10 protein-coding genes and 1 pseudogene are annotated in these 13,533 nt (G+C 64.7%); 3 read left to right on the top strand and 8 right to left on the bottom strand.

The window, feature by feature from the left end:
• Positions 1–557 precede the first annotated feature (557 nt).
• Positions 558–1,289 carry a GGDEF domain-containing protein gene (locus CWS72_RS25920; RefSeq protein WP_158240828.1) on the bottom strand — a complete coding sequence of 244 codons (732 nt, stop codon included), beginning with the start codon at positions 1,287–1,289 and terminating at the stop codon, positions 558–560.
• A 137-nt stretch (positions 1,290–1,426) separates the two neighbouring features.
• The gene (locus tag CWS72_RS25915) at positions 1,427–3,460 is read right to left on the bottom strand and encodes a HAMP domain-containing methyl-accepting chemotaxis protein (RefSeq protein ID WP_158240827.1); all 2,034 of its coding nucleotides are present in this window, start codon (positions 3,458–3,460) and stop codon (positions 1,427–1,429) included.
• A 348-nt stretch (positions 3,461–3,808) separates the two neighbouring features.
• On the opposite strand from CWS72_RS25915, the gene CWS72_RS25910 reads away from it, so the two are divergent.
• Both CWS72_RS25910 and CWS72_RS25905 read left to right on the top strand, forming a co-directional pair.
• Positions 3,809–4,534 (top strand): class I SAM-dependent methyltransferase, encoded by a 726-nt coding sequence (locus CWS72_RS25910; RefSeq protein WP_101253563.1) that lies wholly within the window; start codon positions 3,809–3,811, stop codon positions 4,532–4,534.
• The gene (locus tag CWS72_RS25905) at positions 4,531–5,937 is read left to right on the top strand and encodes a class I adenylate-forming enzyme family protein (protein WP_101253562.1); all 1,407 of its coding nucleotides are present in this window, start codon (positions 4,531–4,533) and stop codon (positions 5,935–5,937) included. Before CWS72_RS25910 ends, CWS72_RS25905 begins: the two co-directional genes overlap by 4 nt.
• Here the strand turns inward: CWS72_RS25905 and CWS72_RS25900 are convergent.
• From CWS72_RS25900 to CWS72_RS25875, 6 genes are all read right to left on the bottom strand, one after another.
• Complete coding sequence (locus CWS72_RS25900; protein ID WP_101253561.1) at positions 5,934–6,947, bottom strand: mandelate racemase/muconate lactonizing enzyme family protein; 1,014 nt, start codon at positions 6,945–6,947, stop codon at positions 5,934–5,936. The genes CWS72_RS25905 and CWS72_RS25900 overlap by 4 nt on opposite strands.
• A 5-nt stretch (positions 6,948–6,952) precedes the next feature.
• Positions 6,953–7,777, bottom strand: coding sequence for a 1,4-dihydroxy-2-naphthoyl-CoA synthase (menB, locus tag CWS72_RS25895; protein ID WP_101253560.1), 825 nt, complete (start codon positions 7,775–7,777; stop codon positions 6,953–6,955).
• Between the two features lie 13 nt (positions 7,778–7,790).
• Positions 7,791–9,452, bottom strand: a complete 1,662-nt coding sequence (menD, locus tag CWS72_RS25890) for a 2-succinyl-5-enolpyruvyl-6-hydroxy-3-cyclohexene-1-carboxylic-acid synthase (protein ID WP_101253559.1) — start codon at positions 9,450–9,452, stop codon at positions 7,791–7,793.
• 1 nt (position 9,453) lies between these two features.
• Entirely contained in the window at positions 9,454–10,815 is a 1,362-nt protein-coding gene (locus CWS72_RS25885; RefSeq protein ID WP_101253558.1) for an isochorismate synthase, read from the bottom strand.
• A gap of 202 nt (positions 10,816–11,017) precedes the next feature.
• Entirely contained in the window at positions 11,018–12,007 is a 990-nt protein-coding gene (locus CWS72_RS25880; RefSeq protein ID WP_101253557.1) for an amidohydrolase family protein, read from the bottom strand.
• Positions 12,008–12,053: 46 nt separating this feature from the next.
• Positions 12,054–12,428 (bottom strand): hypothetical protein, encoded by a 375-nt coding sequence (locus tag CWS72_RS25875; protein WP_101253556.1) that lies wholly within the window; start codon positions 12,426–12,428, stop codon positions 12,054–12,056.
• 222 nt (positions 12,429–12,650) lie between these two features.
• Here CWS72_RS25875 and CWS72_RS25870 point away from each other — a divergent pair.
• A pseudogene (locus CWS72_RS25870) lies at positions 12,651–13,533 on the top strand (hypothetical protein); the annotation flags it as partial.

Below are 13,533 nucleotides of genomic sequence, written 5' to 3'. Positions count from 1 at the left end.
AATCAGCGCAGCCCCGGACAACATCTGCAGCCAATCCAAATAGGCCGATGTTTTAGGTGGGAGTGCCGAATTCTTGGTGCTGACGGCAGAGTTCGACATGAACGTCTCCAGTGGGAAACGATACAACCAGGTCCGCCGAAAGGCAGGCGATTGGATCGTCAAAGCAGATCCGCGTCGACTTCACTGTCGACAGACGCAATGTGCCTACCAGATTAAGGGGAATTCATCCACAAAAATATTGTGACTATTGCAGAAAACGTACCGGAATCCGCGCTCAGCGGTGCTTCCTAGAATCAATTACTCGGGCATTTCACCACGGGCATGAAAACGCCATTGCCGGAACGATCGCCCCTCCAGACGCCCCGATCTCCTCTAGATTATCGGAAATTCATATACATTTTTTGCATCCTGCATGTTGGGTGCGCATAAGTCCCGATATGGGTCGATCGCCCCCGCTCAATCCTGACTGTCGTTCTGAGGTTTTGGAAAAATTTTCGCGCGGAATTATTTTTCCCCCGACTCTCAAGAAACCATTCCGACGCCTTCAATCTGGGATATCAACCGCAAGAGGTACCCTCGACCGACGGCGGGGCGCCGGCATCGTTCTTGCCGGAATCCTTAACCTTGTACATCGCCATATCGGCCGCCCGCAGCAAGGCCCGACTTTGCCGCCCATGCTCGGGGAACAGCGCATATCCGACGCTCGCAGTGGTTCTGACTTCCCCCGAGCGCAAGAAAAATGGTGCCCGCATGGCCTCGACGAGACGCGAGGCCAGTGTTTCAGTGCCTTTCGCGTCATTGTGGACCAGAAGAACGAACTCATCGCCGCCGAACCGCGCCGCGCTGTCCGCCGAACGGGTCAAGAAGAGCAACCGCTTACCGACTTCGATCAGCAATTCGTCGCCGACTTGATGGCCGAAGCGATCGTTGACTTCCTTGAAGCCGTCGAGATCCATAAACAGAACGCCAAGCGGCGAACCGTCCCGCTCCGCCAGGGCAATGGCCTTGTCTAGATTTTCGATGAAGCAGTTGCGATTGAGAAGACCGGTCAGGGAATCATAGACGGCCAGGGAGCGGAGTTCCCGTTCGACCCGATCCCTTTTGGCGGCCTCGCGGCGCATCAACCCATAAAGCAGAAGAGCCGTCACCAGGGCGAAAACCCACCCTTTATAAAGACTGATCAGGGGGAAATGCGACGGGAACAAGAGCGACAGGGCCCAATCCGATCCGCCGATCCAAGCGACGGAGAAGGCCAGATAGACCACCGAAATCCTTGTCGCCGATTTCATTCGCAATTCCATGGAAAGGCCGAACATACTAAAGGATGTGGAATACGGCTTATAAGAATTGCATTTGCCCAACTGCAATTCAACCCATGGATAATTTTCAACCGACACGCCGATATCGTTAGACGCGCCGCTTTATGTCAACCGGCGCGAATACTCCGAATGAAGGCATCCACCTTGTCGTTCAGGGTTTCGGTCTGGTGCGACAGATCCCGTGCCGCATCGAGCACTTCGCTGGCGCCGTGCCCCGTCTCTCCCGAGGCCCGCTGCACGTCTCCGATGTTTGCCGTGACGTCGCGGGTTCCGGCCGCCGCCTGCTGCACGTTGCGGGCGATTTCCTGGGTCGCCGCCCCCTGCTCTTCCACGGCCGAAGCAATGACGGTGCCCACCTCGTTGATTTCGGTAATGCTGCCGGTAATACCCTGGATCGCCTTCACCGCCTCGGACGTGGCGGCCTGAATGCCACCGATCTGCTGTCCGATCTCCTCGGTGGCCCGCGACGTCTGATTGGCGAGATTTTTCACCTCGCCGGCGACCACGGCGAACCCCTTGCCGGCCTCTCCGGCGCGCGCCGCCTCGATGGTGGCGTTCAAAGCCAGCAAGTTCGTCTGGCTGGCGATATCCGTGATCAGATTGACCACGTCTCCGATCTTTTGCGCCGCGGCGGCCAGGCTGACCACGAGCTCGTTGGTGCGATGCGCCTCGGTCACCGCCGCTTGCGACATCGCGGCGGAACGGCTGACCTGGCTGCCGATCTCGCCGATCGACGCCGCCAGTTCCTCGGCGGCGGAGGCCACCGTCTGCACATTGGCCGAGGCCTGCTCGGCGGCGGCGGCCACGGCCGTCGATTGGCGGGAAGCCTGCTCCGAGGTCGCCGACAGCGAACTCGCCGTCGCCTGCAATTCATTGGCCTCGGCGGCGACGGCCCTCACCACATCCTTCACCTGCGATTCGAAATCGTCGGCCAATCCCAGCAACGCCCTCCGGCGTTCCGTTTCGGCCCGCTTTTCCGCTTCCGCCTGCTCGGCCTGAAGCTGCGCCATGCGGATGGCGTTTTCCTTGAACACCTGCACCGCGCGCCCCATGTCGCCGATTTCATCGCGATTGGCCAATGCGGGCACATCGACCGTCTTGTCGCCTTCGGACAGGCGCCGCATCGTTCCGGTCATGTCCACCAGCGGGCGGATGATGCCGCGGGCGATCAGCCAAGCCAGCGCACCTCCGAACAGTAACGCCGTCACGCTCAGCACGACGGTCCAGCGGACGGAGTCGTTGATGGCCTCGGACGTCTGCTGCGACAGCGTGGTCAATTCGCGCGAGGCGGACTGCTCGATATCGGTCGCGCTTTTGCCCATGGCCTGGCCGGCATTGGTGAAAGCCCCCAGATAAAATCCGTTGAGTTCGGATTTCAGCGCGATGCACTGCTCGACGGCGGCGCCGTAGTTATCGCCGGATTTCCGGATCTCCTCCATGGCCTCCTGGGCCGCCGCGTCGGGCGCCACCTTGACCAGGGCGTTCAAACCATCCTGGGCCTGCCGGAGACTCTTGCGAACCTCCTCGGCGACGGACAGATCGTTGCCCATGGCAAAGCGGTGGACGGCGGCTTGCACTTTCAGGAAGTCACGCGCGGCCCCGCCGATTTGCCCGGAGAAGATATGAGCGCCGCCATGCCGGGCGGACTCCAGGGACGTCTCCAGTTTCTGTTCGATTGCGGTCCCGAGGGGATCGAGATGATCATTAAATTCCTTATTATAACGCCCTCTTATGTCGGCGATTTTGTCCAAACCAACGAGGAATTCATCGTGATTTTTTAAAATTATTTGCAGGGATTGGCGCCGTTCCTGATTTTGGACAATCGTCAAAACCTCATCGATCTTCTTGCGCATCACCCCCATTCTCTCCCGCATGGCGGCGACTTCTTTGGGGCTGTTGGTATAAAAATAACCGCGGGCCAGCCGTCTGATCTCGGTGACGTCCCCGCCGATAGCCAATGCCTGGTTAGCCTCCGCGGCCACCCTGGCGTAATCGGCATAAGCGCGCTGGCTGTTGGTTAAACCGCGCGCTCCGATAGCGCCAATTCCTGCGAGTAAAAGGAGAACAAGGCCGAATCCTGCATAAATTCTAGTGCCGACCTTGATATGCGAAACCGCGCTCGCCGCCCCGAAGGAAGCCATCGAATTCCCCTTAACTCTCAGCACGTTAGAAAAAGACATTAAAATTGGACGATTTCAAATTGTCAAACATGCCTTTTTATTTTCTTTAAACCGGACAAATCCTCCATTGGCTCTTCCCGGATCAGGCCGTCTTCGGATTATATTTTGTCATGATATTCCACCATCGATTACCGTCTGAATAACAAAATTTAGATCGTGTCGAATGAAAGGAATTGCCCGAAACCAACGCATCGGGCAGGGTGGCGCCGCCTCGAAAGCCGGGTTCCGTTTCCGAAGTTCAAAAACGCACCGCTCGCGAGGAACTGGATTAGCAATGACGTCTCACCCCTTTAAATTCTCCGTATCGAAATGACCAAGCTCGACAATAGTTTCGGATTCAGCCAGGTGCCCCCCGAGGAACGTCGGGACCGCATCCGCCACGTCTTCACTGCCATCGCCGGACATTACGACCTGATGAACGACATCACCTCGTTCGGCATTCACCGCTTGTGGAAACGCCTGTTGGTGCGGGCGGCGGGGGCCTCGGCGGGTCAGGTCATCGTCGACCTCGCCGGCGGCACCGGCGGCGTCGCCGCCAAAATGGCCGGAGCGGATCGCCGCGTGGTGGTCTGCGACCCCAGTCTGGCGATGATGGAAACCGGCCGCCAACGCGCCGACACGGCACATGTCTCCTGGCTGGCGGCGGAAGGCGAGGCGATTCCTTTCGCCGACGGCAGCGTCGACACGCTGACCATCTCCTTCGGCATCCGCAACGTGACCCACCTCGAAACGGCCATCGCGGAAATGCATCGAGTCCTGAAGCCGGGCGGGCGTCTCCTCTGCCTGGAATTTTCCAAGCCTCATTGGTTGATCCGCCCGTTCTACGACGCCTTTTCCTTTCTGGTGATCCCCCGACTGGGGGCCTGGATCGCCCAGGCGCCCGAGGCCTACACCTATCTGATCGAATCGATCCGGCGCTTCCCCGATCAGGAGACCATGAGCGGATTGTTCCGCGACGCCGGCTTCGCCGATGTGCGCTATCGCAATCTGGGCTTCGGTATCGCCTGCCTGCACATCGGCACCAAGGCGTCATGAGCTGCCCGGAAGCCTGGCTGCGCCGGCAGGCACGCCGAACACCCGATGAAACGGCCCTGATCTGTGAAGGCCGCACGGTCACCTTCGCTGCGCTCGATCACCAAATCGACGGCCTGGCCCAGACGCTGCTGGACCAGGAGCTGGCGCCGGCGCGGCCGCTCGGCTGCGTCACGGCCCATGCCGAAACCCTGGTCCGCCTGGCTTTGGCGGGGCCACGGGCGGGGATCCCCCTGCTTCCCGCGAACCCGAAATTGACACAAGAACAAATCGAAGCCCTGTTCGCCAAGGCGGGCGTGGTCAGCGTTTTGTGCGATGACGGGAAAGCCGATCCGGCGATCGGACGGCGGATCGGCCTGCCCGAAACCCTTCCCCGGGATGCTCCCCAGCGAGCGGCCGATCCGGCCTCGGTCCATCTGATCATCGCCACCAGCGGCAGCACCGGCACCCCGAAGGGGGCCATGCTGACCGGCGCCAATCTGGCCGCCGCGGTCCGTGCTTCCCGGCAACGCCTGCCGATCGGCCCGGGCGACGTCTGGCTGGGGTGCCTGCCGACCTATCATATCGGCGGCCTGTCTGTGATGTTCCGCTGCCTTGAGGCCGGGGCAGGCATGCGTTTGCATCCGCGCTTCGACCTGCCGACGGTGGCCGCCGATATCGAGGCGGGCCTCGTCACCCACGTCTCGCTGGTTCCGGCGATGCTGGCGCAGTTGCTCGACGCCGGATGCCGCCCCTCGCCAAGATTACGCTGCGCCTTGATCGGGGGGGCCGGGCTTCCGGCCGCTCTTGCCGAAAAGGCCGCCGCGGCCGGCTGGCCGATCTGCCCCAGCTATGGCATGAGCGAAGTGGGATCCCAGGCCGCCACCTGTGTGCGGATCGAGGACTGGCATCCCGGAATGGCCGGAGAGCCGTTACCGGGACTGGAAATCGGCACTTCTCCCGCCGGCCGCATCCGCGTCCGCGGCCCATCGCTGATGGCGGGCTACGTCAATCCCGAGCTCCGGCCGGGCGATGGCCTGACCGAAGACGGCTGGTTCGAGACGAACGATCTGGGAGGGCTCGATCCATCCGGGCTGTTGCGGGTCCTCGGGCGGGCCGACGATCTGCTGATCAGCGGCGGGGAAAACGTCCATCCCGCCACCGTCGAGGACATCGCCGGCCATTGTCCTGGCGTCTCCGCCATCGGGATCACCGGCCGCCCGGACCCGACCTGGGGCGACCTTCTCGTCGCGGTGGTGGTCGGAACGGTGGAGGAAACCAACTTTCTGGACTGGTGCCGCGCGCATGTGCCATCCCATCAGCGCCCCCGCGCCATGGTGAAAGCCGCCGCCCTGCCGATGAACAAGGGCGGCAAACTGGACCGCGCGGCGTTGCGCGAGATGGCCGCCCTTCTAACAGGCTGCTAAATTTCGGGCGTCACTCCCAGCCCCCGCCCTCCGAGATCCATCCATCCGCCCCGCACGGAATGCGCCTGCGCGACGTCGGCGGCCAGCCATTCGGCGGTCGCCAGGCCATGCGCCAATCCGCTCCCGTCCACCGCCGCCGCCAGATGGGCCGCGGCCGCGACGCCGACGGCGGAATCCAGGGCCGAGGTCACCACGCAGGTCATACCCGCCGCCTTGGCCGCCGAGGCCAAGGCATAACTCGCCCGCAGGCCTCCCAACCCGGCCGGCTTCAGAACCAGCCGGCGAACCGGCGCCTCTTCGATGACCCTGAGGGGGCCAAGCGAGGGCAGGCTCTCGTCGAGCGCCAGATCGATCGTCGTCCGCCGTTGAAGCGCGGCAAGGCCGGCCATTGTCGGCTCCCGCAACGGCTCCTCCAGCGATTCGACGGGAAGACCGGCGATGCGGTCGAGAAAATGGCTGGCGTCATCCCATGACCAGGCCCGATTGGCATCCAGACGCAATCGGATGCCGGCCGGTAGATCCAGGGCCGTCAGCATAGTGGCTTCCTCCGACGGATCCGCCTTGCCGACCTTCATCTTGATCACGCGGTACCCCCGCCCGGCGGCGGATGTCACGCCGTCGGCCTCGGCCACGGCGTTCACCGCGACGCGCGTCGGCGCCTCGGCATCGAATAACCGGCAAAGCGGCAAATTCCGCTCACGCGCCATGGCGTCGAGCAAAGCGCATTCCACCGCCCAGCCCGCCGGCGCAATAACCGTCAGATCCTCGCAAGACAGGGCCAGGTCCAGACCGACGCGCCCCTGCGCGAGCCGGCGCAGAGCGTCCTCCTCCCCGGCCGGTTCTCCCTGTGTCGGCGGCAGCACGTAATCGCCGAACCCGCGCAGCCCGCCGGCGGTCTCCACGACCACCAGCCATCCCCGTCGGGAGCGGACTTCGGCGCCGGACATCCGCCACGGCCGCTTCAAGGGCAGATCGTAAGGAACGACCCGGGCCGTGACGATGCGGCTCATCCGGATCACGGCCGGCGGCGAAACCGGCTGAAGTCCGGGGCGCGCTTCTCCAGGAAGGCGTCGCGCCCTTCCTGGCCTTCTTCCGTCATGTAGAACAGGGCGGTGGCGTTACCGGCCAATTCCTGGATTCCCGCTGCACCATCGCTATCGGCGTTGAAGGCCGCCTTGAGCACGCGCAGCGCCGTCGGAGACAAGGTGAGCATCTGACGGCACCAGGCCACCGTCTCCTCCTCCAGCCGCTCCAGGGGAACCACGGTATTGATCCATCCCATCTCCAAGGCCTGCTGGGCATCGTACTGCCGACACAGGAACCAGACTTCCTTGGCTTTCTTGACACCGATGGTCCGGGCCAGGATACCGGCGCCGAAACCGGCATCGAAGCTGCCGACCCGGGGTCCGGTCTGACCGAAACGGGCATTATCGGCGGCGATGGTGAGATCGCAAAGCAACTGGAGCACATTGCCCCCCCCGATGGCCCAACCGGCGACCATGGCGACGATCGGCTTCGGGCAGGTCCGGATCTCGCGCTGCAGATCGAGCGCGTTCAGATGATGCACGCCCTCCTCGTCCTTGTAGCCGCCGTCATCGCCGCGCACCCGCTGGTCGCCGCCCGAACAGAAGGCCTTGCCGCCGACGCCGGTCAGAATCACCACGCCGATCTCGGGATCGAAGCGGGCATGGCGCAGCGCCTTCATCACCTCGACCAGGGTTTCCGGACGGAAGGCATTGTGCACATGCGGCCGGTTGATGCTGATGCGGGCGATGCCTTCCGTCCGGTCATAAAGGATATCGGTGAAAGCCTGACCTTCGACGGCGGTCCATTGGGTCATGGGAGTACTCTCCTTAAAGGGATTGGGCGCCGGCCCACAATGCCCGATGCCGGGCGACGCTGGCGGCGCGGTCGATTGGAAAATGAAGAATGGTAACGCCCTGCGCGTCGAGAGCCTCGGCCAGGGCCGCGTCGAAACGATCGGCGTCGACCCGGTGGTAGGCATGCCCCCAGACGCGCGCCGCGGCGGCGAAATCGGCTTTCTGGGGAGTGAGCCAGCCGGCCTCGAATTCAGCGAGCCCGGCTTGCGGCAAATGTTCGAAGATCGCCCCGCCGCCATTGTCGAGGACGCAGATCACCGCGTTGATTCCCTGTCCCGCCGCCAGTCCGCCCAGATCATGCAAAAAGGTCAGATCGCCGACCACGGCCACGGCGGCGCCATAGCGTCCTGACGCGGCGGCGCCGAAAAAGCTCGCCAGATTGCCGTCGATGCCGCTGGCCCCGCGATTTCCGAGCACGGAGAGACGTTTGGCCACCGTCCCCGAAAAGCTGTCGAGATCACGGATGGCCATGGAATTGCCGACGAACAGTAAACCGTCCTCCGGCAAAAAATCCAGCACCGAGCGCAAGGCGCCCGCTTCCGGAGGCTGGTGACGCGCCGCCAGACGAAGCGCCGAGGTTTCCGAAGTTCGCACCAACGTCTGCCAGCCTCGCGGCGCCGGACGGCGGACGACTCCGGTCAAAGCCTCGGCGAAAGCGCCCGGATCGGCATGGAAGACGATTTCGGCGGCTCTCTGCGGATCCGCCCAGCGGCTGTCGGGGCTGATCAACACCTGACGGGCCTCCGACGCCTTCAGCCAGGTGGCGATGGGCTTGGAAACCGGAAAGGCGCCGAAACGAAAGACCCATTCGGCGGCCAGGGCACCGCCGCGCAGGAAGGTATCGGCAGCCGCCATGACCCGGCTCAGATCGTGAGTGCCGAACCGCAGGCCGCTCAGCGGATCGGCGAGGATCGGCCAGTCTAGGGCCGCCGCCAGCCGGACGATCGGTTCGGCGGGCAGGGGTTCGGCGCCGGCGACGATGACGCCCCGCGCGTCCCCGCACAAATCGGCCAGCCGGGCGATTTCCGCGACCGGAGGAAGCAGCTCCGGCAAGACCACGCGCGGCCCGCTCTTCCCCCATTCCGCGCTCTGCGACGACGGCGCCAGCAGGGGCTCGCGGAATGGCACGTTGATCTGCACCGGACCGGACAGGGGCCACAGGCTCTGGCTTACCGCCCGCGCCGCCAGATGGACCAGCCAATCGCTCTCCACTTCGGCCGGTGGCAACAAATGGCAGGCGCGCAGTTGAGCCGTGAAAATACCCCGCTGGTCGATCGTCTGATTGGCTCCGCAGTCCTGCAACTCGGGCGGCCTGTCGGCGGTGAGAAGAATAAGCGGCAAGCGGGCCAGATCCGCCTCGACCACCGCCGGATGCCAATTGGCCACCGCCGATCCCGACGTGCAGATCAACGCCACCGGCCGGCCTTCCGCCCTGGCCAACCCGAGGGCAAAGAAGGCCGCGGTCCGTTCGTCCAGCAGGACCCGGCAGCTCAACGACGGATGGCGCAGGCAAGCCAGGGCGAGAGGGGTCGAGCGCGATCCCGGCGAAATCACCGCCCGGGCGACTCCGGCGGCGGCCAAGCCTCCGATCAGCGCCTCGGCCCAGGACCCGTTGATCTGGCCTTGCGATTCCATCTCAGGCGACCCGCAACGCGTCCAGCATGGTCTGCAGCTTGAGTTCGGTTTCCGCAAACTCCGCCTCCGGCTGCGATGCCGCGACGATACCGCCCCCCGCAGCCAATTCGGCAAGATAGCCGTTGAGCAGCGCGCAACGCAGCACGACGGCCAACTCGCCGTCCCCCCGCCGGTCGATCCAACCGGTGGCGCCGGTGTACCAGCCCGACCGGCTTTCCCCCAGCGTCTCCAGAAGCTTGCGCGCCGCGATGAGCGGCAATCCGGCGACGGCCGGCGTCGGATGCAGCCTCTCCGCCGCCTGCAACAGATCCGCCCCCTCCCGCAAAGTACCGGAAATCGGCGTCCAGAGATGCTGCAGCTTGCCCAGCGTCATCCGCTTCGGCTCCGCCGGGACATCGAGGGTCTCGCATAATCCGCCCAGTGCGTCGGCGATCCAGCCGACGACCAGGCGATGCTCGAGACGATCCTTGGCGCTGCACAGAAGACGCCCGCCGAGGAACGGATCATCCGCATCGCACCGGGCCGTGCCGGCCAGGGCATAGCTCTCGATCCGCCCGCCATGGCAAGCCACCAGACGCTCGGGACTGGCCGCCACCAGCACGCGCGAGCCGAAGTCGGCGGTGAAGATGGCGCATGTCGGATGCTGTTCGGCCAGGGCCGCGGCCAGACGGGCTGGAACGAACGGCCGGCTTCCCGCCATCGTCACGCGGCGCGACAGCACCACCTTTTCGACGTCGCCGGCCCCGATGGCCCGGGTCGCCGCCCGGACCCGGTGATGAAACGTCTCGGCATCCGGTGTCTCATCGACACGCGTCAGGCAATTTTCGGACAACTCCGGCATCGGAGTCAGCAGGGCCAGCAACAAACGGTCGGCGGCGTCGAGCCAGTCGCGGCGGACCGCCTCGCCGTCCCCCTCGCCGGCATGGCTGAACACCATATCGGTCCGCCCCGCCCGCTGGCGCAGCAGGAGCCGGGGAATGCGCAGCAGCCCACACGGCAATCCGGCGGAATCCTCACCGCCGAAGCCATGCCCCAGAAAGGAGACCGGCGGATCGTCGCCCGTCCCCATCCAGCGCCAGTCGAGGCCGCGCACGGCGGCGGCCAAGGCCGCGGATTCGGCGAATTCCCGATGGAGCGCAGCCCCCAGGCCGATCAGGGTCAGTCCCTCGGCGGGACGAGCCCAAGACCAGATGTCGGGAAGATGCAGCGGCATGGTGCTGATCGCCATTTCGCCCAGCGGCACGCTCACGCTGATCACGGCGCCGGCCGCCGGAAAAACGTCCGGCAACCGCTGTTCCAGCATCGCAAGCAGCCGGCGGCGGTCGAATGACGGCAAATCGGGTGCGAAAGGCGCCGGTATCATCCCCGGACCGGTGCGCGGCAGATGAAAACAACAAACGCGGGAGCAGCGCAACCCATGTCGACAGGTAGCCCTTTCGAAAATTCGACAACCCGACGCGATGGACGGCGATCAGGATGTGACGGGGTCGAACAGCAAGCTTCAGACATATCCGCTCGACGGATTTTGGTCAAGATGATGAAGAAAACACCCAAGGCAATCGCACTCACCCGATGGCATCGAAGGCACGCCCCTCCAGAATGGCCCGGGCGGCGGGCCCATCCAGGGCGGCCTCCTCCAGGCCCCGCAACGCGGGGGCGATCCGCAAGGCCGGTGAATCGGTGCCGAAGACCATGCGCTCGGCGCCCAGGACGTCGGCCGCCAGGGTCACGCCGCGCGCACCGAAAGACGCGGTGTCGACGAAGATACGCCGCAGGCGCCCTCCGGCCAGCCCGGCGGGCAGTTCCATCCGCTCCGCCGTCATGGCGATTCTCTCGGCCAGAAAGGCGATGGTTCCCCCCAGATTGGCCAGATGGACGACGGCGTTCGGATAGGGATCGAGAAAATCGGTGAATTCGAAGGTGATGGCGGCCGCCGTCAGACTGTCCTGGAAAGCGACGGCGCGGCGGCGCACCATTTGCGCCTCGTCGCCGGCGGCCGACGGAGAAAGCCCGCCGGGCAGCGGCCCCGGATGGATGAAAAGATGGGCGCGCAGACGATCCGCCACCGCGAAAATGTCCTTCAGGCGCGAGGCCGCCGCCTTGTCGGCGAAAGCGTCGGCGGGCAGGATGGCGCCCAATAGTCCCTGTTCGGTGACGGCCTTCTCCAGGATGGCCGGGGCCTCCTCCAGATGCGCCATGGGCAGGCTCGCCAACCCGGAAAACCGATCGCCACGCGCCGAGACGAGACGGGCAAGCCCGATATTGACCGCCGCCACCAGCGGCAATTCGAGAACGGCTGGCAGGCGCGCCATAAAATGACCGAGAACGACAGCCAGGGACAACACTTGGCGCTGAACGCCGCACTTGTCCATTTCCGCGATCCGCGCGGCGATATCGAGTTGCACCTCCCGCAGCGGCTGGCGCCGTCCCGGCCCGGTGACGATGAAACGCTGCCCCGCCTCGCGCACCACGCGGGGCTCGGCGCCGCGGTCACTGAGCAGAGCGACGACCTCCGGGGGCACCCAATGGGCATGCCAATCGACGAGATCACCCATGGATCCGCCTCACGCCGTCCCGCTCATCGAACTCATGCGAGTCGCATCATTGCTGGGGCGTTGTCGGCTGCACCGGCCGCCAGCCGGTGTTGCAGTTGGCGACGTAAGGGTAATAGCCCTTGGGGTCGTCGCAATAATACCAGGTGGCGGCGGGCGCCGGCCCCTGTACGGCCGGAGCCGGAGCCGGAACGACGATGGTGGTGGGGGGCGCGACATACACCGGCGGCGGCGGATAATAATACACCGGCGGCGGCGGAGCGTAATAATAAGGCGGCGGAGGCCCATACCAGCCGGGACCGCCGCCGATGCCGACCGACACCACCGTGCGGGCCGCGACCGGGGACGCCGTCAGGCCCGCAGCCATCGCGACACCGCCGGCCAACAGCGCCAAGACGGCCCACCGCCTCGAAAAAACGCGCATTCCCCGAACTCCCTTATCTTAAAATCCCCGAGATCTCGCTCGGAGCCGCTCTCCATTGCGGGACAGGATAGCACAAAGCTCATACCCCAGGTCATCCGGCGAGAGGCCTTTCGGCAGGCGTCCCCTGGATAATTCCCGTCACCAGGTGACGTTCGTCACAGGAATGTCCCAGCCGACATCTATATGATGCTTGCCGGGCTTGCAATGGATGGGTTTGCCGGTATGACCGCTCGCGCCGCCACCGACGAGAACACCAGGACCATCGGCCGCATCAACGGCGTCTTACGTGGCCCGGTGACCGATGTTTTCCGCCAACTGGTCCCCGATTTGCGGGCAAGGACCAGGCGCGATGCCTATGAGCGGATCATGAGCAGCCCCGCCGTGGCGGCGACCTGCTTCCGGGAGTTCCGCACCAAGCCGGAGCTGTTCCAGGGCCTGATGATCGGCCCCGACGCCCATCCCGTCACCAGCGACGAACAGATGCTGAGCTGCGGACGGACCCTGGGCCAGGTTGTCACGCTTGTCGTGCGTGCCGTCGCCAAACGTCACTTCCGGACCCGCCTCGTCATCATCCGCAAGGCGCCCGCGGCGCAAAAGGCCAAGACCCCGGGCTTGTTCGCGGTGATTTTCGGCGCCTTCAAACCGCCACCGCCGGCGAGGCCCGTCGTCCGTGAATATAGCCGGGCCGACGCCCTCTACCAGGCGATGCGGTCCCATCTCCTGTTCGACTGGCAGGTCAGCCTCATTCCGCATTACGCCTCGCTTCCCGTCTCGGTGGTCACTCAACTGGGTTCGCAGATTCTCGAATATCGCGAGGTCTCCGAGATCGAAGCGCTGGTGAAGGCCGCCAAGACGCCCTTCCCCGAACTGGCTTTTCCCAAGGAACAAGCCGCGCCCGTCACGCCGGACGAATCCCGTTCGCAGCCATCCGTCCCACCGCCGCCAGCCGCTGCGGCACCGGCGCAAACGGCGTCACCGCTCGCCACGCTGCCGACGAAGATCGATATCCTGCGGTCGGTCTCCCGCCGGTTCGGGCTCGCCGCCTTGTTCGGCCTCGACGAAGGTGCGATGAACCGCCTCATCGATGTGGTGAATGGCCCCGCCC

The sequence above is a fragment of the Telmatospirillum siberiense genome, from assembly GCF_002845745.1.
Taxonomy (GTDB): domain Bacteria; phylum Pseudomonadota; class Alphaproteobacteria; order Rhodospirillales; family Magnetospirillaceae; genus Telmatospirillum; species Telmatospirillum siberiense.
Note: the sequence above shows the minus strand (reverse complement) of the source record. Positions and strands in the feature narration are given on the sequence as shown.

Coding starts and splice junctions, on each gene's coding strand:
- CWS72_RS25900 (WP_101253561.1), bottom strand. CDS start 6,947: ATGAGCCGCATCGTCACGGCCCGGGTCGTTCCTTACGATCTGCCCTTG.
- CWS72_RS25915 (WP_158240827.1), bottom strand. CDS start 3,460: ATGGCTTCCTTCGGGGCGGCGAGCGCGGTTTCGCATATCAAGGTCGGC.
- menB (WP_101253560.1), bottom strand. CDS start 7,777: ATGACCCAATGGACCGCCGTCGAAGGTCAGGCTTTCACCGATATCCTT.
- CWS72_RS25910 (WP_101253563.1), top strand. CDS start 3,809: ATGACCAAGCTCGACAATAGTTTCGGATTCAGCCAGGTGCCCCCCGAG.
- CWS72_RS25885 (WP_101253558.1), bottom strand. CDS start 10,815: ATGATACCGGCGCCTTTCGCACCCGATTTGCCGTCATTCGACCGCCGC.
- menD (WP_101253559.1), bottom strand. CDS start 9,452: ATGGAATCGCAAGGCCAGATCAACGGGTCCTGGGCCGAGGCGCTGATC.
- CWS72_RS25880 (WP_101253557.1), bottom strand. CDS start 12,007: ATGGGTGATCTCGTCGATTGGCATGCCCATTGGGTGCCCCCGGAGGTC.
- CWS72_RS25905 (WP_101253562.1), top strand. CDS start 4,531: ATGAGCTGCCCGGAAGCCTGGCTGCGCCGGCAGGCACGCCGAACACCC.
- CWS72_RS25875 (WP_101253556.1), bottom strand. CDS start 12,428: ATGCGCGTTTTTTCGAGGCGGTGGGCCGTCTTGGCGCTGTTGGCCGGC.
- CWS72_RS25920 (WP_158240828.1), bottom strand. CDS start 1,289: ATGAAATCGGCGACAAGGATTTCGGTGGTCTATCTGGCCTTCTCCGTC.